Raw genomic sequence first — 23,760 nt, forward strand, 5'->3', positions numbered from 1 at the left:
GCGGGTGCGCAATCAAGCCGGTGCGGCATTGCGCGAGCGGTTCGGCGACGGAGCAGACGCCGTCTGCGCGCCGCCAAGCAGATTCTGCTTTTCGCGGCGGCGCTGCACTGAAGAAGGGATTCGCAGCGCTTCGCGATATTTAGCGACGGTGCGGCGGGCGATGTCAATTCCGGCTTCGCGCAGTCTTTCCACGATGGTGTCGTCGGACAGAACAGCCGACGGCGCTTCTGCATCGATCAGTTGCTTGATGTGGTGACGGACCGACTCCGCCGAGTGGGCGGAACCGCCGTCGGCCGCGGCGATCGATGCCGTGAAGAAATACTTTAACTCGAAGACGCCGCGATTTGTCGCCATGTATTTGTTAGCGGTGACGCGGGACACGGTGGACTCATGCATCTGGATCGCATCCGCCACGGTCTTGAGATTGAGTGGTCTCAAATGGGCGATGCCATGCGCGAAAAAGCCGTCCTGCTGCCGCACGATCTCTGTCGCCACCTTGAGAATGGTGCGGGCACGCTGGTCGAGCGCGCGGACCAGCCAGGTCGCGTTTTGCAGGCAGTCCGTAAAATAGGTCTTGTCGCCGTCCTTGTGGATCGTCTTCGACAATTCGGCATAGTACGTTTGGTTGACCAGCACGCGCGGCAGCGTATCGCTGTTGAGTTCCACGAGCCAGCCGCCGTCCGGACCGGGCCGCACGTACACGTCCGGCACCACCGTCTGCGTGCGCGTGGTGCCGAACCTCAAGCCCGGCTTGGGATCGAGATGACGGATTTCGCCGACCATCTCGGCGAGGTCGTCGTCGTCTACGCCGCAGATCCTGCGCAAGGCTGCGAGATCACGCCTCGCCAGCAGCTCGAGATGCTCGACCAGCGCCTGCATCGCTGGATCGTAACGGTCCTTCTCGCGCAACTGGATCGCAAGGCATTCGCTTAAGCTGCGGGCGCAGATGCCGGGTGGATCGAAAGTCTGCAACACCGCGATAACGGCCGCCAACTCGCTTTCGCTGGCGCCGAGCTTGTCGCCGACTTCGCTAAGATCGGCTGGCAGGTAACCAGCCTCGTCGACGAGATCGATCAGATACCGGCCAATCATGCGCTGCGCCGGCACCGTGACGGCCACCGCAAGCTGTTCGGCGAGATGTTCGCCGAGCGTTATCTCCGCCGCGACGAAGGCTTCGAGATTGTAGCTATCATCGCTGGAGGCGCCGCCGCCCCATTCCGTGAACGTGACCGGTGCGGCATCCTGCGCGGTCCGCGCTGCAGCCTCGGCCGGTTCTTCCGGAAAAACGTTTTCCAGGCCGCTGTCGAAGGTCTGTTCGATCTCCGCGCGGCTGCCGAGATCACGATTCATCCATTCGTCGGGCGCGGGTTCCAAATCCTGACCACCGGTGCCCTCGCCTGCGCCGCGGTCCGCGAACGCCGCCGCGTCGTCACCTTCTGAATATTCAGTGTCCCTTACGGCCGACCCTCCGGCGACCGGCGGGTCGGGGTCCTCGCTCGCGCGCTCCAGCAGAGGATTCCGCTCCAGTTCCTCCTCGACAAACGCAGAAAGGTCCAGATTCGACAGTTGCAGCAGCTTGATCGCCTGCATGAGTTGCGGCGTCATCACCAGCGACTGGGACTGTCGAAATTCGAGTTTCTGCGTTAGCGCCATGCCAAGAGCGGTCCAAATGGTCCGATTCTTGCTTAGCTTTTTTATGGCCGGATGTACACGCTTTACGATGACAATCCGACTTTTGGCTTAGTAATCGAGGGCTTGTACCGGAGGCAGCGTGACTTTCGGGGGAACCGCACGCGGTTCAGCGGCCATCGCTGCTGTCGATGTTGCGGTCCGGCTTGCCGTCTGCGCATCGGGTGCGCGGCCGCCGCTATCGGTCACGGTCGTCCGTCCCCGATGCCCTTGTTTGGAGGATTGCCGTCGCGACTTGGTCGATGAGTGGCGCAGTCCCCACGAACGCGCGATCGACGGCCCCGCAGTATAGCCAACCACCGCGCCGGCGACCGCCCCGACCGGACCCAGCACCACCGCGCCCGACAACGCGCCGAGCGCAGCGCTGCCGGCACGTTCCTGCGCCGCCGCCGCAGACGATAGCAGCGCGAGCGAGGCAATTGCAGCAAGGACTGTCTTCATTTCACGCTCCCCGTTTTGTCGACGAGAAAGAACGAAGAATGCGGCGAGACGGGGGTCGGCCCGCCGCCGATACGCCCGCGGAAGTTCCCAATTCGGCCATCGGCGCGGTTCAGCTTCGGGGCGTTGGCCGGCCGCCGCCGCGCCAACCACGCGAGGAAACTGCACATGTTCAAGACCAGCCTTCTTGTTGCCGCCGCGGGATTGTTATTCGCGCTCCCCGCGTTTGCCGCGGATTTCTCCTTCACCGGCGAAGCCCCGCAGATGATTTGCGACGACGACGGGAATTGCTACCGCACGCACGCGCCGCCGTTCGTCGAACGCTGGCAGGATGATGATGACGATGATGGCGTCTATGAGCGCCCCGGTTATCGTTCCCGCTACGGGGCGCCGGGCGTCGGCGTCTATCGCAACTTTGACGACGGACCGGCAATTGATGTCGATGTCAATGACGACCCCTGGTGAGGGGTCGAATCACGCGTAGCGTTGCAAGGATCGAGCGGAAAAGTCTGGCGGCGACTATCTACAACCGGAATTCCTCGCCCAGATACAGGCGCCGCACGTCGGGGTCGTTGACGATCGCCTCAGGGCTGCCCTCGGTCAGGATCTCGCCCGCATAGACGATGTAGGCGCGGTCGGTCAGGCCGAGCGTTTCGCGGACGTTGTGGTCGGTGATGAGCACGCCGATGCCGCGATTGGTCAGATGGCGCACAAGATCTTGAATATCACCGACCGCGATTGGGTCGATGCCGGCGAATGGTTCATCCAGCAGCATGTAATTCGGGCGCGTCGCCAGCGCGCGCGCGATCTCCACGCGCCGGCGCTCGCCGCCGGACAGCGCGATCGATGGCGATTTCCGCAGGCGCGTGATGTTGAATTCCTCGAGCAGCGCGTCGAGCTCGGCTTCGCGCTTCTTCTTGCTTGGCTCGACAACCTCGAGCACGGCACGGATGTTTTGCTCGACGCTGAGGCCGCGGAAGATCGAGGCTTCCTGCGGCAGATAGCCGATCCCGAGCCGCGCCCGCTGGTACATCGGCAGTTTGGTCACGTCGTGACCGTCGAGTTCGATAGCGCCGCGATCCGCAGGGATCAGACCAGTGATCATGTAGAATACGGTGGTCTTGCCGGCGCCGTTCGGACCCAAAAGTCCGACCGCCTCGCCGCGGCGGACATAGATGCTCACGCCGCGCACGACCTGACGGGAGCCGAAACTTTTTTCCACCCCGTGTACGGCCAGGTAACCAGGACGCGCGGCCATCCGTGGCGCGGCAGTCCCGTTGGAGGCGGTGCGCGGCCGGGAAGCTTCTGGCCGGGACGTTTCAGGCGCTGAGCGCGCCAGAACCCGGGGTTGCGAAACGGACGGGGCCGGCGGAGCGTTGCGACGGGTCCCGTGAGCGATCGGCGGTGCGTCGCGCACCGGATTGGTCAGCATGTCGCCAATGGTATCGCCGAGTGCCGTGATGTCCGTCCGGGTCCGCGCAAACGCTTGCGCCCCGCGCTTCTGCGGCCGCTTACGGAATACATTGAAGATATCCACCATGGGCGCCTGCTCAGCTTCTCACGGTCGTTCGCCTGCATCCCGCAGCGTGCCTGATTCGTCGCCTCACCATGAATGAGGAAACATCCGTTGCCCGCAACACCCGCCTCCGCCGCGGCAGCTTTAAATCCGCTTGCGGTAGATACAAACGAGCGACTGCGGATTCAACTTCCTGCCGCCATGTCCTTGGACAATTAACTGATATCATTTGGGCTTTTGTGTTGATCCGGGGAGCGACAGCGGTCCACCCAGCGGCCCTCCCTGCCCGGACGACTGAAACAGGCCCTGTACCCGCCCATTCTTTGATTCGACGCGGGAAACGCCGGTGGTCATGTCTACGATCAGCCTGTCGCCGCGTAATACGTTCTTGCCCTGGGTCAGAACAACTCCGCCGAGCATGGTGACCAGATTTGTCTTGGTGTCGAACACCGCGGTTTCGCCGGTCACGACCTGGTCCTTCTGGGTCACGACCACGCTGCCCTTGGCCTCCAGCCGCTTGATCGAGGATGCACCCGATGGGCCCGGTTCCGCCGATTTCATCGCCGTCCTCGCTGGTGCCTTGGCCTTGCCGTCAGCGGTCGAACTGCCGCCCTCGTAATAGACCACGAGCGTCTTCGATGTCATCGTGGTGTCGCCCTGCACCACCTTGACGTTTCCGGAGAAAGTCGCCTCTTTTTTCTTATCGCGCATCTCCAGCGCGGCGGCCTCGATCTGGATTGGCTGATCGCGATTCTGGGAAAAACCCTGCATCGCGTTGGGAACGCCCTGCACCGAGCTTTGTCCGGCCGCTTCGCCGACAGCCATCACGGCGACGGCGACCAATCCGCCGCGCAGCAGGAGAGCTATGCGGGAAACCGGGGGAAAGCAGCGAAAACTTGGCACGGTCGAATTCATTTCGTATCGCCGCCCGCACCGGCAGTTGCGGGAGGGCGGTCCATCACCAGATGCATGACGACATTTTTCTCGAATCGCACCACGTCGCCCTTTTCGGTGACCTGCATGGTGTCGGCGGTCAGCGTTCCGTTCAGCAGTTTGACATCGACGGGCTGGTCCGAGGTGACAGTGCCCCGGCCCATATCGACCATGGCATGGGTCAGCCGCGCCTCGTATCCGGTCGAAGACTGCATGAGGATATCCTTATGCAGGTCGAGCACTTGCGTTTTCGTGTTGAACATCCCGGTGCGGGAATTCAAGGTCACCGTCGAGTTGTCCTCCATCCGCACTTTGGCCTGCAAGGTATGCAGTTCGACATGATCGGGGTCGGTGACGTCCTGCGTTGCTGTGGTGGCCTGCATCTCGTAGGGCCGCTTATCCGGCGTGAAGCCAGCGAGGCGCGGCGATTCCATCGTGATCTTGGTGCCGGAGACGACGAGATTATCCATGTCGAGCGGCAGGCTCGCCAGCGCGCGGAAGGGATTGAAGGTTGCGATCCCGATCAGCGCGGCCATCGCCAGCCCAACCGCCCCGGGCACCGCGATCCGCAATACCCGCACCAAGCGGCTGTGTCGGGCGGCGCGGGCGAACCTTGCTTCCAGCCCAGTCTGCATTCCGGCTTGATAGGTGGGATTGTGAACCGAGTACACCGCTGCTCCGGGCGCCTGTTCTGGTTATCCTACCCCGAAATGGGGGTCTTCGCAGCCCGGACATCGTGCGGCGGCACACCCGCACGCGCATCTTTCGGTCGCTGCTGGTGCCGAGCGCGTTTGCTGCTTTAGCCGCTTTGACCTCGAAGCCTGCCCCACCGAGGACGAGGAGTGTGACCGAAAGGGGGCGAAAGGCCGACCACGAGGCTGCGATCTTCGGGCGCGGCTCACGAATGCGCGAAAATGTCGTCGGCTTCCCAGCCGGAGAGATCGAGCTTCGCTCGCGTCGGCAGGAACTCGAAACACGCTTGCGCCAGCGCGGTGCGATCCTCGCGCGCCAGCATCATGTCGAGCTTGGCGCGCAAAGCGTGCAGATGCAGCACGTCGGAAGCGGCGTAAGCGAGCTGCGCGTCGCTCAGCGCCTGCGATCCCCAATCGCTCGATTGCTGCTGCTTCGACAGGTCGATGCTGAGAGCCTCGCGCACCAGATCCTTCAAGCCGTGCCGATCGGTATAGGTACGGGTCAATCGCGAGGCGATCTTGGTGCAGTAGACCGGCCGAGGCATCACGCCGAATGCGTTGTACAGCGCGGCGAGGTCGAAGCGCGCGAAGTGGAAGATCTTGACGACGGCCGGATCGCCGAGAAGCTTCTTCAGGTTCGGCGCGTCACCCTGCCCTTTGGCGATCTGAATGACGTCGGCCGAACCGTCGCCCGGCGACATCTGGACCACGCACAGCCGGTCGCGGTGCGGATTGAGGCCCATGGTCTCGGTATCGATCGCCGCCGAACCGGTGTAGCGCGTAAGATCCTGGTCCGGTAGGTCGCCACGGTGCAGACGGATGGTCATAATGTCTCGGCCTCGTCGAATCGATTGGGGCTAAAATATCGTTGCAATGACTATAGCGTTTTCGAGTGAAGTGGGCACCGGTTCGTGCAAGAAAACGCGTCAAATCAAGATCATAGAGCCCCGCTTCTGATTTCGTCAGAAGCGGGAAGGGCTCTCACAAACGGCGGACGATTCCTTTAAAAGACCTGGGCGGCCAGCAGCGCTCGCAGCGGATAAGGCCGGGTGGCTTATGAATACTTCCAATACAAGGAAAAATCTGGGTTCTTTCACAAGATTTCACTGACTCCGGTCCCTGCTTGTGTGCCTGACGGCGGCCCATCTTTCAATAATATCAACGAAATCGCGACAACATCGGCAGGTTACGTCTCTCAAGGCGTTGGATGAAAGTCGAACAACAACGATCGCCCCGTTATGGACCTCTGCATGACGGTCGGATCAATGGATTTTGCCTGGTCTCGTTGGACAGTGATTTCACGAGTCTTGCCACCGGGCTGCGGCGTGAAGGCGCGAAAGTTTATGGGTTTGACGAAAAGAAAACTCCGGGCGGCTTTGAGCGAGCTTGCGATAGGATCTCGCTTGAAAAGCTTCTTCCGCAAAAAACTGAACTCAAACCCGTAGCTGTTCCGTCACCGATATCGCCCCACTCTAAAATCCTGAAGCCGCCGCGCCGTTCCGATCCTTAACAAGGCCCTTTCGCAGATCGAAAACGAGAATGGATGGGGGCTTCTCGGTCCTATGGGGCAACAGAGATCAAAACTGGCTTCGGATTTCGATGTCCGTACCTATGGGTTCGGAAAGCTCAGCAGTCTTATCCGAGAAATCGATGTGTTTGAGATCGACGAGACGAACGGACCGATGCGCATCCGCCGTGCAAAACGACGGAAACCGACGCCCCTAGGGCGTCAAGTGAAGAATTGACCATGAACCTTGAAACCACGGGCAGGCAGTTCGGCCAGGTCGTCCTGATCCTTGCGTGGCGAGTTTCCCGACGATACGATTCCGAGCAGCGGAGTAGCTGGAGGCGAGGGTAGCGATGCAGGCGGATATCAAGGAACAGATACTTTCCATAATAAACCTCCGGCTGCTGACGATCCTGCTGCCGGCAGTCGTCCTGTCGATCCTGGCGGGATGGATAATGTACGCGCTGGGCTATCCGGCGATGGTGTACGGAGAGGTGGCGCTCATTCTTAAGACGCTCATGCACCTATTGCTCGCAGTCTGGTCGGCGTTTAAGGCGATTCTTCTGGGGATCGTGGTCTTTGGGCTTCTGCTCGTTTTTCTATCGCCGGTCCTGATCGTCCTGCGGGAACTGCGGAAGCAGCGGAACCTGCCATCCAACGCCTCAAGCCTGGCGGCCTCATCCAGCACGGCGGTAGAAACACGGCCATAACCGCGCGCCACGGCATCCAGGCGGCCTGCCTCAGTGGCGGTCTCTGGCTCAGGCATGGGTCCCACCGTCACCTTGCCTGCGCTCATCCTGACGGCGTTTTCGAGCGAAGTGGATGCCGATTCGCGTGATTTTATCAGAAGCGAAAAAGGCTCTAGGGACTGCCGGTGCTCCCCTTCTGGGCGCTATACAAGTCGTCCAAATTGCTCCGCGATTTCACGACATCAGCGTGATCGGGGCCGAGCCCTTTCTCCCGGATCGCCAGCGCTCGTTTGTAGAGCGGCTCGGCATCGGCGTAGCGGGCCTCTGCTTTGTAGAGTGAGGCCAGATTGTCCAGCGCCGACGCGACGGAAGGGTGACCCTCGCCGAGCGCCTTCTCGAAGATGACGACAGCCCGCTTGTAGAGCGGCTCGGCCTCGGCGTAGCGGCTCTGGGCGGTATACAGTTTGGCCAGACCGTTCAGCGATTGCACGAGATCGGGGTGACTAGGCCCGAGGGCTTTTTTCCAGGTCGCCAACGCCCGCTTGCAGAGCGGCTCGGCCTCGGCGTAGCGGCCCTGGAGGCCGTAGAGTTCGGCCAGATCGGTCAACCCTAGCGCGACAGAGGGGTGATCGAGCCCGCGCGTCTTCGCGCAGATCGCCAGCGCTTGTCTGTAAAGCGGCTCGGCTTCGGCGTAGCGACCCTGCTCTTTAAAGAGCTCGGCCTGATCGTTCAGCCTCGCCGCCAGCATGATATCGGACACGGCCATGAACGGTGCACTCCTGACGCATGGATAAGTTTAGCAAGAAAGCCGGTATGCCACTAATTCCTACCCATTGGCAGTGGGTGCTTTCGGCCCCTCGGCGACAGCAAAGCGAGGCCGTTTCCGGTACGGGGTTGAAGGCTCGCCAACGCGCGCAACTCAGCGTTAGTATGTGGAACTCGGCAGATCAAGCATCGTTCTATCCACCAGCAGTTCCTCGCACGCAGCGTCTATTGGAGATCTGACCTGCTTACGAATTCCTCGATTCTCATACCGGGACAAACCGTGTGGTTCAAGTGCCGGGCGCCTCGAATGGCGGTTCTCAATGATGCCGCCGAATACTTCGCGGCGTTACGGGAATCCTTTCTGCGGGCCGAAACACAAATACAGATTGTTGGATGGGATATTCATAGCGAAACCCCGCTGGTCGGGCCCTCGGGGGTCGTCAACGACGGATTGCCGCTTTCGCTGGCCTCTTTTCTAAAGGCGCTGTTAAAACTCAAGCCCAAACTCACAATCAACATTCTCATTTGGGACTTTGCGGCGCTGTACGCCGCCGAGCGCGAAGTCAGTTCTGCTGCCAAATTCGCCGGTGCGGCCGATGACAGGATTCGTTTCTGCTGGGATTCGTGCCTTCCGCTTGGATCGGCGCAGCACCAGAAATTTGTCGTCGTCGATAACTCGCTGGCTTTCGTCGGTGGGCTCGACCTGACGATCCGGCGCTGGGATACCAGCGACCATCTTCCCGAGCATCCATTTCGAAAAGATCCGCAGGGAAAGCGCTATCCCCCCTTCCATGACGTCCAGTGCATGGTCGACGGCGAAGCGGCAGCGGCTCTCGGTGAGCTTGCGATGCGGCGCTGGCAGGCGGCGGGTTGCAATTTTGAGAAGGTCGGTTCTGCCGGCGACGACCGGTGGCCGAAATCCGTACCGATCGGAGCCCGGGAAGTCACCGTCGGGATCGCCAGGACAGAGGTGGCAGGCCACTCATCCGAGGACGTTCACGAGGTTGAACTCCTGTTCGAAAGGTTGATTGGCGTCGCGACGACGTTTGTCTACCTCGAAAACCAGTTCATCAGTGTCAGGAAGATCGCCGAGCTCCTCGCCCAACGGATGGCAGCTGTCCCATCACTTCAAGTGCTGATTATCGTGCCGAAGCTACATTCGTCATGGCTTGAGTCGCGGGCGATGCAGAGCGGTCGCGACTCCTTTCTTGATCCATTCAAGAAAGCCGGCGTCACGGAACGATTGCGCATTCTTCATCCATCTACGGCGGGCCAGCCTATCATGGTCCACAGCAAACTGATGATTATCGACGATGATCTCGTCCGGATCGGATCGGCCAACCTCAACAACCGCTCAATGGGTGCGGATAGCGAATGCGACCTTGCGTTTGAAGCGACGACCGAAGCCCATCGCGACTTTGTTCGCAGGTTGCGTCGGCGACTCATCGGTCATTTTTGCGGCGCGGCCGAAGAAGAAGTTGCTGAGAATGAATCTCGTCTGCTGCGGTTCCTCGATGCTTATGCAGTCGCGGGAGCGACCAAGGCGTTGCAGCCGATCGAGGTCGGTCAGGTTTCGTTTCGTGCGCTCAATGATTTCATCCAACCCATTGCCGATCCCCGCATACCTTTGAATCTCAAACGCGCCGCAAACAGAATGTGGACCACAAGAACCCTCCTGGGAACGGCGGGCCTCGTGCTTATGCTTATGGCCCTGACGTTGCTCTGGCGTTACACGCCGCTGCGCAGCTACGCTGATATCGGCTTTCTGTCGGCCATCATGAGTCAGCACGACTCCCCGTTTGCTGCGCTCATCGCGGTCGCCTGCTTTGTGCTCGGCGGTTTGATCATATTTCCTGTCGTGGTTCTGATCGCAGCGACAGCCGCAGCATTGGGACCCTGGACCGGCGCGATAACTGCTGTGGCAGGGGTCATTTTGAGCGCCTCTCTACTCTTCATGATTGGGCGCTATCTTGGCCACAAACGGCTGCAAAACCTTCTCGGGCCTCGCGCGCTGCGCGTTCAGGGGCGGCTGGCTGGGAAGGGGATTATCGCGGTCGCCATCCTCCGGATGGTCCCACTCGCACCATTCTCGATCGTCAATGTTGTCGCGGGCGCGAGTCAGTTGAAATTGAGAGACTTCCTGGTGGGTACGATTTTTGGCATGATGCCGGGTATCGTGGTCATGGCTGCGCTGGGTTCACAGATCGCCGATTTTGCGAAGAGCGAATCCTGGGGGAATGTGATTTCTCTCGGATTGACGATTGTTATCTGGATTGCGATCTGCCTCGCGGCTCAGTTTGTCGTCACCTGGCTCGCCGGGCGGAAAGCATGACGCTTACAATCCGCGTGATGACGTGGAACGTACACGGCACATTCAATCTCAATCCGCGCTTTGATATCGGGGCGGTCTCGTCGATCATTCGGAAATGGTCGCCCGATATTGTGGGACTGCAGGAGATCGACTCTCGCGGACGCAGCGACAATCCTTTCGAACGTCTTGCAGGTGTCGTGGGCGCGCATAACGTCGATGCCAGATCGATCGTCACGGCGGATGGCGATTACGGACAGGTTTTGCTGAGTAAGTGGCCCTTCATCCGGGCACCGACCATCGTGGATGTTTCATACCGGGAGCGAGAGGCGCGCAGGGCGATTTCCACTTGTATTCAGTTCCCGATCGGGGAGGTTGCAGTGATCGCTACCCATCTCGGGCTGAGCATCCGCGAGCGTCAGGAGCAGGCTCGCGCAATCGTCAATCTCATCGATGCTCCCAGAACGATCGTGCTCGGTGATTTCAACGATTGGTTCTGGGTCAAATCGGTCAGGCGAATATTGGCGCAGCGATGCCCTGTGCGGACCAGACTGCGCACCTTTCCATCATGGTGTCCCGTGCTTCGACTTGATCGCATTTACACCGTGCGGACGGGGTGTATCGCCAGGGCATGGACCGATCCCGAAGCCCGCGCTTGCTCGGATCATTTGCCGGTCATCGCCGACGTGACGTTCTCCTGAGAGAACGCTTAGGTTCCGCAGGCGGAGCAAGGACCGGGCCAGGCAAGCGCTCACTGATCGCACTGCTGCTTGGTCAGTGTATCTGCCGTTGAAAGAACGACGCGCGCAGCCTGGAGGAACGATCTCCGAGGCAGCCCGTTTTTCTTTCCTGAGCGATACGCAGTTCCACAACGGATACCCAACAGATTTTAGGAGCGATCGAATGGCAAAGATGGAAAACGGACACATCGTCGAAACCGCAACGGAAGCACGGGGCGCAGAGCGCGGACCCACGGTGCGCAACGTGCTCGTGGCAGGAACCGGTTTGGTCGTGGCCGCCTTCATAGTTGTCTATATCGCGTACTTCGCAGCCTGAGGGCTGACGGGCATATCGCCGCATCGCGAGCGGCCCTGCGAGCTTTCCGCTCGCAGGGCAGTCCCTCTCAAGATTCCATCGTCCAATCCAAAATCAACTATGAGAAAACCCCACCAAAACCCCACCCCGGCACAGATTCGCCGCCGTGCGTATGAGCTATGGCAGCAAGAAGGCTTCCCTTCCGGGAAGGATGAGGAGTTCTATCTTCAGGCCGAGAAAGACTTGTCCGGCGAAGAAAAAGCAGATCCCATTTCAGAACGAGTAGCGTGGACTGAATGACACCAGTCTGCCAGGTTCGATCGGATTATTCTGATTTATCGGGTGGATGTTTCGACAATCGGAGAAGGGCAGGCCGATAAGGAGGATAGGGATCTTCGTCGTCGGGGATCGCGCAATATCCAAATTCCTGCTGTATCCGCTGGATCTCAGCGGCGCGTTCATTCAAGCGTTGGGCATGCTCCTGCGACTGGGCCCTCCAATAGCGGAAGGTTTCGGGCGTGACGGGTACGAACGCCGTGCCGAAGAGCGTCGGATCGGGGACGGCGGTTCGCCCGAGCAGGAGAAATTTGTCAGAACCGACGAAGACGAGGGTGGCATAGCCGGGGTTTCCTCTCGCCCTTATCCCATTGAGTGACAACTCGCACAGCTTGCTGAAGTACGGCTCCTGTCGCCATCGGTCGGGATATTCGGGATCGACCTGAACGTTGACCGTGTTCTCGCTGAAATGCATCACCAGGCGAGCCTTCTCGGGAAACCAGTCGTCGTTGAAATGACCTTGCAGCCAGGCGCACGTGAACGATCGGCACATTTGAGGACGATCGTTGTAGATGGTGCATCCTTTGCCGGTCTCCCAATACTTGCATAACTCATTCACCGGTTTTGCGACCGCTGTCACCTCGAGGATATCGCAACAGCAGTTGCACGATCCACATTGCCGGACGTTTGGTTTCGTCGGCTTGCCCGGTGGCCTGAAGCCTTCACTGTCGCGAACAATCCGCTTCTGCTTCTCAAGCGTTTGCAGTGCGCGTTCGACTTTAAGACGAGACAACCCGGTCACATCGATAACACCACGAACCGTCGTTGCGCCTCTTTCGACCGCGAGAGCAACTTGCGAAATCGCTTCCATCGCTTTTTTCCTACTTATGACTCAGCTGCGGCGCGCTTCTTCTCACCCTTTCGTTGAGTAGCCGTCTTGTCCGAGTCACGAGTGCGCTATTCTACGGGAATGCGCCGCACATCGTCTCGATTCCGAACCGAAAAGAGGATGGTCGGGAGTCGGCCTGAGTAGAGGGACAACGAAATATCCGCAAACACCAAGAATTGTAACGGCTCCGACGTCTCATTGGCTTGCGTCTCGATTACGCGCTGCCAGCCGCCACGGGGCTTTTGCTCAATGGCCGGGGCTCCGGGCGCGATTCTTAACCGTCCGCCCAAATGCGATAGAGCTCGCCGCGAGTGCGGTGGCCTGGTAATGCGCGCATCTACGGGAATCCGCTACACGAAAACCGGAATACGAGAGCCATCGCGCTTCATCGGACCGACTAGCCGAAACAGCATTGTTGCGCACCCTTGTTACACAGCCGGGCAAGTGCAACACTCTGATAGGGCTTAATTTATTGAAGGAGAAGAGGTCTTCAATGAAATGGTGCCCAGGAAAGGACTCGAACCTTCACGACCTTGCAGCCACTGGCACCTGAAGCCAGCGCGTCTACCAATTCCGCCACCTGGGCCCGGCCGGGTTAGTAGGCATCGGCCGCGCGCTTGTCAAATCCTTGAAGGCGTCCTCAATAGGTGGCTGAGCGGTCCGCCGGTTGACGTGCCGCGGAACGGCGGAATATCCATTCTCTAGACCTGAAATTATCGCCCTTGAGGACCGCATCATGGCATCGCATTCGGACACGCTCGTCACGGTTTTCGGAGGCTCGGGCTTCCTCGGCCGGTATGTGGTGCGCGCTCTCGCCAAACGGGATTACCGTATCCGGGTTGGTGTTCGGCGCCCCGAACTGGCCGGACATTTGCAGCCGCTCGGCAAGGTCGGCCAGATCCATGCCGTGCAGGTCAATCTGCGTCATCCGGGGTCGGTCGGCGCGGCCATGCGGGGGTCCCACGTGGCCGTCAATCTGGTCGGCATCCTGACCAAGAACGGCCGGCAGACTTTCGATGCCGTGGTGGCCAAAGGCGCCGCCACCATTGCGGAGGCAGCCGCGGCGGCCGGCGCGCGCATGGTGCACGTCTCGGCCATCGGCGCCGATGCGACATCGGCTTCGGCCTACGCCCGCGCCAAGGCTTCCGGGGAAAGGGCGGTACTGGCGGCGGTGCCGTCTGCGACCGTCCTGCGGCCGTCGGTGATGTTCGGCCCCGAGGACCAGTTCACCAACCGGTTTGCCGCGCTGGCGCGGATGTCACCCCTGCTGCCGCTGATCGGCGGCGGCGCGACCCGGATGCAGCCGGTCTATGTCGGCGACGTCGCAACCGCCGTGGCCGACGCGGTCGACGGCTGGACCAAAGCGGGCGCCGTCTATGAACTCGGCGGCCCCGAGGTGCTCTCGATGCGCGAGATCATGCAGATCATTCTGCGCGTCATCGAACGGGAGCGGATGCTGGTGCCGCTGCCGTTCGCGATTGCCCGGCTCAAGGCGATGGTCCTGCAGTTCGCGCCGGGGCCGCTGAAGCTGACGCCGGATCAGGTCACGTTGCTCAAGACCGACAATGTCGTTTCCGATGCGGCGACGGCCGCGGGCCTGACGCTGCAAGGGCTGGGGATCGCGCCGGACTCCATGGAGGCGGTGGTGCCGCAATATCTCTGGCGCTTCCGCAAGGCCGGTCAGTTCGCGCCGAAGGGGGCGTGACCTTTTTATCGTTGAGAGAGTTATGAGCGACGAAGCGGTTAGCTTCGTGGATTTCCGAGTTGATCCTGCGCTCGCGATGATGATGGTCCGGTGGGATTCTACCGCCCCAGCGCCAGCGCGATCAGACCGAGCGTGCCGACGATCACCCGCCACCAGGCGAAGAACGTAAAGCCGTTGCGCGTGACGTAGCTCAGGAATGCTTTGACCACGATGATCGCCGTGACGAACGATGCCACGAAGCCGATCGCAACGATTCCGAGATTGTCGGTCGTCATGTCGGCGCGGTTCTTGTAGAAATCATAGGCGAAGGCTCCGATCATGGTGGGGATCGCGAGGAAGAATGAAAACTCCGCCGCCGCGCGCTTGTCGGCGCCGAGCAGCATCGCGGAGACAATGGTGGCGCCGGAGCGCGACACGCCGGGAATCATCGCAACGCATTGTGCGATGCCGATCCAGATATACATCGGCAGCGGAAAGGCCGTGGCGTCGTGTTCGCGCGGCCGGTGATCGAGTTGATCGACCCACATTAAAGCCGCGCCGCCGACGATCAGCGAGAAGCACACCACCCACGGATTGAATAGTAGTTCCTTGATGTACTTGCCGGCGATCAGGCCGACGATCACAGCCGGCAGAAAGGCCGCCAGCACGCCGATGACGAAGCGCCGATCCTCGGCGTTGGAGAACATGCCGAGCGCGATCGGCCACAGTTTCGCAAAATAGATGACCACAATCGCCAAAATTGCGCCAAGCTGGATCAACACCGTGAATGTGTTCCAGAAGTTCCCCGAACCGAGATCGAAGAAGCGCTCCGCCAGTAGCAGATGGCCGGTTGAGGACACCGGCAGGAATTCGGTGACGCCCTCAATGACGCCGAGAATCACGGCTCTGATCACATCGGAAATCATGGGAAGGGCCTACCCTGAATTCTAGTCGACTGCGAACGATGCGTCCTTCTCGCTTATTCGCCGCAGGGCAGCAATGCCCAAATCCATGAATCTGGCCCAGGCGAACGCAGTTTCACCCGCTACTCGACAGCTCAGCGGAGGCGCGCGTGCCGCTAACGCTCTGCCGTTAACGCTTTGGAGATAGTTTCTTAAGCATCGCAAACTTATCAAGGGGCCCCATGTTCACGTTGCTTCACCATCCATTCTGTCCGCAATCGCGCTTTATTCGCCTGATTCTCGGCGAACACGGACTCGATGTCCGACCGGTGGAAGAGCGGGTGTGGGAGCGGCGTGAAGCTTTCCTGACACTCAATCCGGCCGGCACCACGCCGGTGCTGATCGCCGAAGGCATCCCCGCGGTTCCCGGCGCCGGTATCATTGCGGACTATCTCGACGAGACCTATGGCGAGCGCGTCGGCGAGCGTCGGTTGTTGCCGACGTCAATGCCCGAGCGCATCGAGGTGCGTCGTCTGATGGCCTGGTTCAACGAGAAATTCTTCGAGGAGGTTTCCGGTCCGCTGGTGACCGAACGCATCTACAAGCGCTTCATGGGAGAGGAGATCGGCGGCGGTCCGCCGGAGACCGACGTGATGCGCGCTGCCCGGACCAATGTGCGCTATCATCTGGCCTATATCGGCTGGCTGGCGCGAACGCGGAATTATCTGGCCGGCGATCGGTTGACCTATGCCGATCTCGCCGCGGCGGCTCATCTGTCGGCGATCGATTATCTCGGCGACGTGCCGTGGGTCGAGGACGAGGCGGCGAAGGCGTGGTATGCGCGGATCAAGTCGCGGCCGTCGTTCCGTCCGTTGCTAAGCGAATGGCTGGCGGGCGTGCCGGCATCGCGCACTTATGTCGACCTTGATTTTTGAAGATCTGGATTTTTGAAGACGGCGGGGCGGTCGCGGATGCGGCAATCATTCCCGCTGGTTCTCGTACGCCTTCAAATGCGTATAGATGGTGCGAAGTTTCGGTATCGGCAGCTTTGCGGCCTCGGCTCGGGTGATGAGATCGCCGATGATATGATCGGCTTCGACCCGCGCGCCGGCCTCGATATCGCGGAACATGGATGCGGTCAGCGGCGATCCCTTCGCCGTCAGCATTGCGGATGCGCTGCTCAGGAAATCTTCGCGCGGCGCGTGACCTGCCGCGCTCGCAAGAGCGGCAACTTCGGCCAGCACGGCAAGGATGAAATCGTGTCCGCCAGGTGCGGCGACGATCTGGCCGATGGATGCGCGCATCATGCAGGTCGTGCCGGCGAGCGTCGCTAGAAACACCCACTTTTCCCACATGTCCTGAATGATGGTTTCGGATGCCTGTGCTCCGCAACTGGCGCCGGCGAAAGCTTCGGCTATCACCCGAACGCGTTCGCTTGTGCCGCCGTTGCGCTCGCCGAAACGGAGCGACTGCATTGGCGCGAGGTGGACGACTTCGCGCTTCTCGTTGAGCGTGACCGCGAGCGAACACAGGCCGCCGAGCACGCGCTCGCGGTCGAATGTTGCGTCGAGCATCTCCAGGTGCCGCATCCCGTTGAGCAGCGGGAGGGTCGCCGTGCGCGGCCCCGCCGCCGGCGCGAACGATGTGATCGCGCCTTCGAGATCAAACGCCTTGCAGCTCAGCAGAACCAGATCGAATGTCTGCTTCAAGCCAGTAGCCTGGACTGTCGGCGGATTGCGGAGCGTCAACTCGCCGTGCGGACTCTTGATGACAAGACCGGTGCTTGCCAGCTCAGCGGCGCGTTTGGGACGCACCAGGAAGGTCACATCCTGACCCGCCTGCAGCAGCCTGCCGCCGAAATAGCCACCGGTCGCGCCGGCCCCGACAACGAGAATGCGCATCGCTCTTTTCTGTTTTGCCTTTTAAGTTTCTTCGACACAGGTTCGCGGGGCGCAAGGCTCGTTCCTGTTTCGTCAGATCAGCCGCTCGATCTTCTGTTTGCGCCAGACCATGGAGCGAATGTCAAATCCGCTCCACCAGTTTGACGATGTGATCACGGATGTCGTCTGGCCAGCCGGCGATCAGGGCTGCTAGCCGCCGCCGGTCGTTGGCGAACAGCGCGCGTGCGGCTTCCTCGAAGTTTGCAAAATCGCCCGCCATCGCAGACATGAAGTAATAGGCAGCGTCGCGTGCCGCGCGGCTGCGATCCTTGTCGCTATTTGCGCGGCGCGCCTCGTCGACCAGCTTGCGCAAGGCGACCGACGCCCCGCCGGGTTGCGCGCTCAGCCACTCCCAGTGCCGCGGCAATAGCGTCACCTCGCGCGCGACCACGCCGAGTTTCGGCCGGCCGCGGCCGCGCGGTTCGCCCGGTTTGGAGGCCCCGCTGGCTTCGGTCGTTTCCACCGACAAGGTCTGCCGCAGGCGAGCCGCGATCTCGTCGTCGGACCCACGCAAATCGAGGTCGATCGGGCGCCCGGTTTCGTCGCTGTAGATTGCGATCGGAGCGGTCGTGCGCGTGCCTGCGTGTTTGACGGCGAGCGCGACTTCGGTGAGCGGGCCAGATGCGATCCGCCGCTGGCCCTCGAAAGCGGTAAAACAGGAGGTGTGATCATGCATCATCGGAGGTGTCCGGCCGCGGGTTGGCTGGTATTTATTACCCGGATATAATTAATCCGTCAATATTACCCGGATAAATATTACGAGCCATATCGTTCGGCTCCAGACGGGTGCGCCTCAATATCCCACAGCATGCGAGCCGCGGGTACGCGGGTCGGGCGCACCGAACAATCCGTCCGGGGTGATGGCGATGGAGTTGGCCGAAGTCTGTCCCATCGGCACGACAACGGTGTGGCCTCGCGCCTGCAATCCCGCAATGATGCCATCGGGGAATCCGTGTTCGGCGCGGACCTCGTCCGGCAACCACTGATGGTGCAGCCGAGGCGCCTGGACCGCGGCTGCAATGTTCATATCGTAGTCGAGCACGTTGACGATCACCTGAAGGACCGTGGAGACGATGCGGCTGCCGCCGGGCGATCCCGTCACCAGCACCGGCTTTCCGTCCTTCAGAACGATCGTCGGAGTCATTGAAGACAGTGGTCGCTTGCCGGGGCCGGGCAGGTTGGCCTCGAATCCGACCAGCCCGAAGGCGTTCGCTGCGCCCGGCGCGGCGGTAAAATCGTCAAGCTCATTGTTGAGCAGGACGCCGGTGCCATCTGCCACAAGTCCGACGCCGTAGCTGAAATTCAGCGTATAGGTGTTGCTGACCACATTGCCGAAGGCGTCGGCCACGGAAAAATGCGTGGTGTTGTCCCCCTCGCGCTGCGGCCGCACGGGCACGGCGGCCGCAGGCGTTGCATGCATCATGTCGATCGACGCGCGCTGTTTTGTTGCATAGTCCTTCGCCAGCAGGGTTTGGATCGGGGCGTTGACAAAAGCGGGATCGCCGAGATAGCGGGCGCGGTCCGCATAAGCGCGCTTCATCGCCTCGACCAGCACGTGCAGCGAATCCAGCGATCCCTGATGCAGATCGCGCATCGCGAAGCCTTCGAGGATGTTCAGCGATTCGAGCAGCACAGTGCCGCCCGACGAGGATAACGGCGTCGAAACGACGTCGTAGCCCCGGTACCTGCCACGCACCGGCTCTCGGATCAGCGGCCGATAGGACTTGAGGTCTTCAAGCGTGATAATGCCGCCGGCTGCGTCGATCGCTCTCACCAGGTTCGAGGCCACCGAGCCTTCATAGAATCCTTGCGGTCCGCGATCGGCGATTGCGGTCAGGGTCGCGGCCAGATCGGTTTGGACGAGCCGGTCGCCCTCGCGCAGCGGAGTGCCATCAGGGTGCGCGAAAATCTTCATCGAGGACGGCCAACGCACAAAACGGTCATGCGATTGCGACAGCGTATCGGCGTTGTCGTCGGCGATTTCGAGTCCGTCGCGCGCCAGCGTGATCGCAGGCTTGAGAAGACGGGCGAGGGTGAACTTGCCCGAGCCGTATTTGTCGAGCGCCAGCGTGAGCCCCGCGACGGTGCCGGGCACGCCGATGCCGAGCGCGGAATCGCGCGACTTCGCAGGGTCGGGCGCGCCGTCTGCGCCCAGGAAGATGTCGCGTCTGATCGCATCCGGTGCGGTCTCGCGATAGTCGATGGCGATGTCGCGTCTGGAATCGGCGAGGTGTATCAGCATGAACCCGCCGCCGCCGATGTTTCCGGCGCGCGGGTAAGTGACCGCGAGGGCGAAGCCGGTCGCGACCGCTGCGTCGACCGCATTACCGCCCTGCGCGAGCACCTCCGCCCCGATCTTGGCCGCGAGCCGCTCCTGCGCCACCACCATGCCGTGTTTGGCGGCAACCGGACGGCTCACATCGGAGGTCGCGGCCGGAGCTGTGCCGCGTGCATCCTGCGCGACCGCGGGCCATGACAGCGGTGCAAATGCTACGATCACGCAGAAGGCGATCACGGAAAAAATGGACCGACGCGGCTCGCGGTGGATCATCCATTCGGTTCCGGATCTGGAGGAGTCGCTCTGTTGATGGGAGCAATGCTATAGGAACTCAGGCGCAAGGTCAGACGCCCACATGATTCGACACAACATATCGGGCATGACGGTGACGACAGCCTTACCGGCGGCCAGGGCGAATCTCGGAGAGGGCTATGCCTCTCGCGCCGCCATTGCCAGCTGGATCATGTTCGACTGGGCGGCGCAGCCCTATTTCACGCTGATTACGACCTTCGTATTCGCGCCGTATTTCGCGACTTTCGTGGCGGCGACACCGGCCGAGGGGCAATCGCTTTGGGGATTTGCGACCGGCGCGGCTGGCATCGTGATCGCGCTCGCCTCGCCGGTGCTGGGCGCCATCGCCGACGCCAGCGGCCGGCGCAAGCCGTGGATCGCGGCCTTCGGCGCGCTATTGGTCATCGGCTCCAGCCTGATGTGGATCGGCAAGCCCGGTGACGCCAGCCTGATCCTGCCGCTGTTGATCGCCTACGGCATCGCTACCGTCGGCGTCGAATTCGCCACCGTGTTCAACAATGCGATGATGCCGTCGCTGGTGCCGCCGCACAAGATCGGTCGCCTGTCGGGGACCGGATGGGCCACCGGCTATATCGGCGGCATCCTCAGCCTGATCCTGGTGCTGGGTTTCCTCGCCGCCAATCCCGCCACCGGCAAGACGCTGTTCGGCATGACGCCGTTGTTCGGTCTCGATCCCGCAACCCACCAGGGCGATCGCATCACAGGCCCGCTGACGGGCCTCTGGTTCGTCGTCTTCGTCCTGCCGATGTTTTTGCTGACACCGGATTTCCCGGCCAAGCGTCCGGTGCGAGCGGCGCTGCGCGAAGGGTTGATCGAGTTGCGCGGCACGCTCCGCGAATTGCCGAAACGACCGTCGCTGGCGATCTTCCTGCTCGCCAACATGATCTACACCGACGGGCTGGTGTCGCTGTTCGCGTTCGGCGGGATCTATGCCGCAGGCACCTTCGGCTGGCATACCATCGAGATCGGAACGTTCGGGATACTGCTGGCGATAGCCGGCGCGCTCGGCGCGTGGATCGGCGGCAAGCTCGACGACCGGGTGGGTCCGAAATTCGTCATCGCCGCGAGCATGACTGTTTTATTGTTGGCGATCGTGGCGATCCTGATGGTCGACAAGGATTCGATCCTGTTCGTGAAGGTCGCGCCGCCCGTGCCCGGCGGCGGGTTGTTCGCAGCACCCGCGGAAAAAGCCTATCTCATCCTCGGCTGTCTGATTGGCGGCGCCGGCGGTCCATTGCAGGCGGCCTCGCGCACGTTGCTGATCCGGCTGGCGCCGAAGGATCGCATTGCGCAGTTTTTCGGATTGTTCGCGCTGACCGGAAAGGTAACGTCGTTCGTTGGCCCGCTGCTGGTCGGCTTCATCACCGCGATCACCGCTAGCCAGAAGGCGGGCATGGCGGTGCTGGTGTTGTTCTTCGTCGCGGGGCTTGCACTGCTGTCGCGCGTGCGGGAGTAACCGCCTGCATGCGGATCATGGCCTGGATTCCGGAGTCGGGGCCGGTGCTGCCACAGGCAAACTCTCGTAATACGCGGCCACGCTTTTGATTTGATCGTCGGTCAGCTTGTTTGCGACATTGGCCATCACCCCCATGGGATCGACCTTGCGATCACCGGCTTTCCACGACCGGAGTGCTTTCTCGATATAAAGTGCTGATTGTCCCGCGAGGCGGGGAAAGTTCGCTCCCGCGTCAAGGCCCGCTGCACCGTGGCACTGTCCGCAACCGGGCAAGTCGTTCGAGGGATCGCCGGTCGCGGCAATCTTCGCTCCGGCCGCGATCACGGCTTGATCAGCGGGAGCGGTTTCGGGCTTCGGTGTCGTCATGCCCGCATAGTAGTTGGCCAGCGCCTTTCTTTCGTCGTTGGACAGATCCGATGCGATCATCAGCATGACACGGTTCTTGCGCGCGCCGTTATTGAAACCATCGAGCTGACGTTCAAGGTATTCCGCATTGAGACCAGCAAGGCGTGGAATGCCCCTTGCCGGCTGGCCCTCTCCATTCCGGCCGTGACACGGTGTGCAGGTTGTCGCTCTGCCCGGCGGCTTGGTGATAACCTCACCGTTGCCCGCGAGCACGGGTAGCGACGACACGCCCAGCAGCAGAAGCGCTCCGCCTATCACCGGTCTCATCCGTTCTGCCCGCATCCATCTCAACGTGTAGTATCTCGCTTTAAAGCGGGATGAGGAAAAGTGTGAAGCGGTTTTCCGCTCGCATCCCGCTTCTCAGAATACTGGAATCGATCACGTTCATGATTTTGGATCGATTCGATTCAAAATCATCGTGATCTAATGATGGAAATGCCTGATGCCGGTGAACACCATGGCGATGCCGTGCTCGTCGGCGGCCTTGATCACCTCTTCGTCGCGCATGGAACCGCCGGGTTGAATGACCGCGGTGGCGCCGGCCTCGACGCAGGCGAGCATTCCGTCGGCGAATGGGAAGAACGCATCCGACGCCACGACCGAGCCTTTGGTCAGCGGCTCGGTGAGGTTCAGCTCGCGCGCCGCATCTTCCGCCTTGCGTGCTGCGATGCGCGCGGAATCGACGCGGCTCATCTGTCCCGCGCCAATGCCAACGGTGGCCAGATCCCTGGCATAGACAATGGTGTTTGACTTGACGTGCTTCGCGACGCGGAAAGCAAAGCGCAGGTCGCGCATCTCAGCCTCGGTCGGCGCGCGCTTGGTTGCGACCTTGAGCGACATGTCGTCGACAACAGCGTTGTCGCGACCCTGCACTAAAAGTCCGCCAGCGACGGTCTTCGCGGTCAGGCCGCGCGCGCGCGGATCGGGCAGGCTACCGGCCAGCAGCAACCGCAGGTTTTTGCGCTTACCGATGATCGCAATCGCTTCCTCGGTCGCATCGGGCGCGATGATGACTTCAGTGAAGATGCCGGCTACCGCATTGGCGGCGTCGGCGTCGATCGTGCGATTGAACGCGATAATGCCGCCAAAGGCCGAAGTCTGGTCGCAAGCGAGCGCTTTGCGATAGGCCTCGGTGAGGCTTGAGCCTTCAGCGACGCCGCAGGGGTTCGCATGCTTAATGATGACGCAGGCCGCGGTGCGCGCCGCGTCAAATTCGGCGACGCATTCATAGGCCGCGTCGGTGTCGTTAATGTTGTTGTAGGATAATTCCTTGCCCTGCAATTGCCGCGCGGTGGAGACGCCGGCGCGCCGCTCCGGCGTGCGGTAGAATGCGGCGGTCTGGTGCGGGTTCTCTCCGTAACGCAACGTCTGCGCGAGACGTCCGCCGACGGCGCGATAGTCGGGGGCATCGGTCTCAAGCCGCAGCGCGAACCAGTTGGAGATCGCGGCATCATAGGCGGCGGTCCGGGCGTAAGCTTTCGCGGCGAGGCGCTTGCGCAAGCTCAACGTGGTCGCACCCGCGTTGGCGTTGAGCTCGTCGAGCACCGCCTGATAATCCTGCGGTTCGACCACGACCGCGACGTCATCATGGTTTTTCGCGGCGGCGCGGATCATCGCGGGGCCGCCGATGTCGATATTCTCGACGCAGTCCTCGTAAGCAGCGCCTTTGTCGACCGTCGACTCGAACGGATAGAGATTGACGACCAGCAGGTCGATCGGAACGATGCCGTGGTCCTTCATGGCTTTTGCATGATCGGCATGGTCGCGGATGGCGAGCAGGCCGCCGTGTACCTTTGGATGCAGCGTCTTGACCCTGCCGTCCATCATTTCCGGAAAGCCCGTCAGGTCGGAGACGTCGCTGACCTTCAATCCTGCCGCTGCGATCGCCTTGGCGGTGCCGCCGGTCGACACCAGATCAATGCCAAGGCTGGCAAGCGCGCGGGCGAACTCGGTCAAGCCGGTCTTGTCGGAAACGGAAAGCAATGCGCGGGTCACGCGGCGCGGTCGGTCGGTCATGATTGTCGATCCTGGAAGGTCATAGCGTTT

The 23,760-nt window shown here is 61.4% G+C and carries 25 protein-coding genes and 1 tRNA gene; 11 read left to right on the top strand and 15 right to left on the bottom strand.

Annotation, left to right across the window (positions count from 1 at the left end):
* Positions 1-12 precede the first annotated feature (12 nt).
* Entirely contained in the window at positions 13-1,653 is a 1,641-nt protein-coding gene (gene rpoN / locus B2M20_RS00905) for an RNA polymerase factor sigma-54 (RefSeq protein WP_079445227.1), read from the bottom strand.
* 87 nt (positions 1,654-1,740) lie between these two features.
* Positions 1,741-2,130: a DNA-directed RNA polymerase subunit N gene (locus tag B2M20_RS00910; protein WP_079445228.1), complete on the bottom strand. Its 390-nt coding sequence runs from the start codon at positions 2,128-2,130 to the stop codon at positions 1,741-1,743.
* 123 nt (positions 2,131-2,253) lie between these two features.
* Between B2M20_RS00910 and B2M20_RS00915 the strand changes: the two genes are divergently transcribed.
* Entirely contained in the window at positions 2,254-2,592 is a 339-nt protein-coding gene (locus tag B2M20_RS00915; RefSeq protein ID WP_244553366.1) for a hypothetical protein, read from the top strand.
* Between the two features lie 58 nt (positions 2,593-2,650).
* On the opposite strand, the gene lptB is transcribed toward B2M20_RS00915, so the two are convergent.
* From lptB to B2M20_RS00935, 4 genes are all read right to left on the bottom strand, one after another.
* Positions 2,651-3,667 (bottom strand): LPS export ABC transporter ATP-binding protein, encoded by a 1,017-nt coding sequence (lptB, locus tag B2M20_RS00920; RefSeq protein WP_079445229.1) that lies wholly within the window; start codon positions 3,665-3,667, stop codon positions 2,651-2,653.
* A 201-nt stretch (positions 3,668-3,868) separates the two neighbouring features.
* Positions 3,869-4,558, bottom strand: a complete 690-nt coding sequence (locus tag B2M20_RS00925; protein ID WP_079445230.1) for an LptA/OstA family protein — start codon at positions 4,556-4,558, stop codon at positions 3,869-3,871.
* The gene (gene lptC / locus B2M20_RS00930; RefSeq protein ID WP_079445231.1) at positions 4,555-5,247 is read right to left on the bottom strand and encodes an LPS export ABC transporter periplasmic protein LptC; all 693 of its coding nucleotides are present in this window, start codon (positions 5,245-5,247) and stop codon (positions 4,555-4,557) included. Before lptC ends, B2M20_RS00925 begins: the two co-directional genes overlap by 4 nt.
* Before the next feature lie 227 nt (positions 5,248-5,474).
* Positions 5,475-6,095, bottom strand: coding sequence for a ribonuclease D (locus B2M20_RS00935; RefSeq protein WP_079445232.1), 621 nt, complete (start codon positions 6,093-6,095; stop codon positions 5,475-5,477).
* Positions 6,096-6,475: 380 nt separating this feature from the next.
* On the opposite strand from B2M20_RS00935, the gene B2M20_RS20025 reads away from it, so the two are divergent.
* The 3 genes from B2M20_RS20025 (at position 6,476) to B2M20_RS20035 (ending at position 7,485) form a co-directional block, all read left to right on the top strand.
* Positions 6,476-6,778 carry an NYN domain-containing protein gene (locus B2M20_RS20025; RefSeq protein WP_244553367.1) on the top strand — a complete coding sequence of 101 codons (303 nt, stop codon included), beginning with the start codon at positions 6,476-6,478 and terminating at the stop codon, positions 6,776-6,778.
* A gap of 52 nt (positions 6,779-6,830) precedes the next feature.
* Complete coding sequence (locus B2M20_RS20030) at positions 6,831-7,013, top strand: OST-HTH/LOTUS domain-containing protein (protein WP_338013155.1); 183 nt, start codon at positions 6,831-6,833, stop codon at positions 7,011-7,013.
* 115 nt (positions 7,014-7,128) lie between these two features.
* Positions 7,129-7,485 carry a hypothetical protein gene (locus B2M20_RS20035; protein WP_079445233.1) on the top strand — a complete coding sequence of 119 codons (357 nt, stop codon included), beginning with the start codon at positions 7,129-7,131 and terminating at the stop codon, positions 7,483-7,485.
* Between the two features lie 151 nt (positions 7,486-7,636).
* On the opposite strand, the gene B2M20_RS00950 is transcribed toward B2M20_RS20035, so the two are convergent.
* Complete coding sequence (locus B2M20_RS00950) at positions 7,637-8,230, bottom strand: tetratricopeptide repeat protein (RefSeq protein WP_079445234.1); 594 nt, start codon at positions 8,228-8,230, stop codon at positions 7,637-7,639.
* A gap of 306 nt (positions 8,231-8,536) precedes the next feature.
* Here B2M20_RS00950 and B2M20_RS00955 point away from each other — a divergent pair, with 306 nt between their 5' ends.
* The 4 genes from B2M20_RS00955 to B2M20_RS00965 all read left to right on the top strand — a co-directional run bounded on the left by B2M20_RS00955 (position 8,537) and on the right by B2M20_RS00965 (position 11,872).
* Positions 8,537-10,561 carry a VTT domain-containing protein gene (locus B2M20_RS00955; protein WP_079445235.1) on the top strand — a complete coding sequence of 675 codons (2,025 nt, stop codon included), beginning with the start codon at positions 8,537-8,539 and terminating at the stop codon, positions 10,559-10,561.
* Entirely contained in the window at positions 10,558-11,238 is a 681-nt protein-coding gene (locus B2M20_RS00960) for an endonuclease/exonuclease/phosphatase family protein (RefSeq protein WP_079445236.1), read from the top strand. The genes B2M20_RS00955 and B2M20_RS00960 overlap by 4 nt, the downstream gene beginning before the upstream one ends.
* 202 nt (positions 11,239-11,440) lie before the next feature.
* Positions 11,441-11,593, top strand: coding sequence for a hypothetical protein (locus B2M20_RS19715; protein ID WP_173815868.1), 153 nt, complete (start codon positions 11,441-11,443; stop codon positions 11,591-11,593).
* A gap of 99 nt (positions 11,594-11,692) precedes the next feature.
* Positions 11,693-11,872, top strand: coding sequence for a DUF2934 domain-containing protein (locus B2M20_RS00965; RefSeq protein WP_079445237.1), 180 nt, complete (start codon positions 11,693-11,695; stop codon positions 11,870-11,872).
* Between the two features lie 25 nt (positions 11,873-11,897).
* On the opposite strand, the gene B2M20_RS00970 is transcribed toward B2M20_RS00965, so the two are convergent.
* Both B2M20_RS00970 and B2M20_RS00975 read right to left on the bottom strand, forming a co-directional pair.
* On the bottom strand, positions 11,898-12,719 hold the full coding sequence (locus tag B2M20_RS00970) for a zinc/iron-chelating domain-containing protein (protein ID WP_079445238.1): 822 nt from the start codon (positions 12,717-12,719) through the stop codon (positions 11,898-11,900).
* A gap of 517 nt (positions 12,720-13,236) precedes the next feature.
* Positions 13,237-13,323, bottom strand: a tRNA-Leu gene (locus B2M20_RS00975).
* 150 nt (positions 13,324-13,473) lie between these two features.
* Between B2M20_RS00975 and B2M20_RS00980 the strand changes: the two genes are divergently transcribed.
* A complete protein-coding gene (locus B2M20_RS00980; protein ID WP_079445239.1) occupies positions 13,474-14,442 on the top strand; it encodes a complex I NDUFA9 subunit family protein in 969 nt (322 codons plus the stop codon).
* 98 nt (positions 14,443-14,540) lie between these two features.
* On the opposite strand, the gene B2M20_RS00985 is transcribed toward B2M20_RS00980, so the two are convergent.
* Entirely contained in the window at positions 14,541-15,347 is an 807-nt protein-coding gene (locus B2M20_RS00985; RefSeq protein WP_079445240.1) for an undecaprenyl-diphosphate phosphatase, read from the bottom strand.
* A 218-nt stretch (positions 15,348-15,565) separates the two neighbouring features.
* Between B2M20_RS00985 and B2M20_RS00990 the strand changes: the two genes are divergently transcribed.
* Positions 15,566-16,258, top strand: coding sequence for a glutathione S-transferase family protein (locus B2M20_RS00990; protein WP_079445241.1), 693 nt, complete (start codon positions 15,566-15,568; stop codon positions 16,256-16,258).
* A gap of 45 nt (positions 16,259-16,303) precedes the next feature.
* On the opposite strand, the gene panE is transcribed toward B2M20_RS00990, so the two are convergent.
* The 3 genes from panE to ggt form a co-directional block, all read right to left on the bottom strand.
* Positions 16,304-17,224 (bottom strand): 2-dehydropantoate 2-reductase, encoded by a 921-nt coding sequence (gene panE / locus B2M20_RS00995; protein ID WP_079445242.1) that lies wholly within the window; start codon positions 17,222-17,224, stop codon positions 16,304-16,306.
* A gap of 121 nt (positions 17,225-17,345) precedes the next feature.
* Positions 17,346-17,942 (bottom strand): DUF2239 family protein, encoded by a 597-nt coding sequence (locus B2M20_RS01000; RefSeq protein WP_079445243.1) that lies wholly within the window; start codon positions 17,940-17,942, stop codon positions 17,346-17,348.
* Positions 17,943-18,056: 114 nt separating this feature from the next.
* Positions 18,057-19,814, bottom strand: a complete 1,758-nt coding sequence (ggt, locus tag B2M20_RS01005; protein WP_079445244.1) for a gamma-glutamyltransferase — start codon at positions 19,812-19,814, stop codon at positions 18,057-18,059.
* Between the two features lie 106 nt (positions 19,815-19,920).
* On the opposite strand from ggt, the gene B2M20_RS01010 reads away from it, so the two are divergent.
* Positions 19,921-21,309 (top strand): MFS transporter, encoded by a 1,389-nt coding sequence (locus B2M20_RS01010; protein WP_079445245.1) that lies wholly within the window; start codon positions 19,921-19,923, stop codon positions 21,307-21,309.
* 15 nt (positions 21,310-21,324) lie between these two features.
* Here the strand turns inward: B2M20_RS01010 and B2M20_RS01015 are convergent, their stop codons facing one another.
* Together B2M20_RS01015 and purH are read right to left on the bottom strand one after the other, a co-directional pair.
* A complete protein-coding gene (locus B2M20_RS01015; RefSeq protein WP_079445295.1) occupies positions 21,325-21,981 on the bottom strand; it encodes a c-type cytochrome in 657 nt (218 codons plus the stop codon).
* 156 nt (positions 21,982-22,137) lie between these two features.
* Positions 22,138-23,730, bottom strand: a complete 1,593-nt coding sequence (gene purH, locus B2M20_RS01020) for a bifunctional phosphoribosylaminoimidazolecarboxamide formyltransferase/IMP cyclohydrolase (RefSeq protein ID WP_079445246.1) — start codon at positions 23,728-23,730, stop codon at positions 22,138-22,140.
* Between the last annotated feature and the right edge of the window lie 30 nt (positions 23,731-23,760).

The sequence above is a fragment of the Nitrobacter vulgaris genome, from assembly GCF_002028545.1.
Classification (GTDB): domain Bacteria; phylum Pseudomonadota; class Alphaproteobacteria; order Rhizobiales; family Xanthobacteraceae; genus Nitrobacter; species Nitrobacter vulgaris.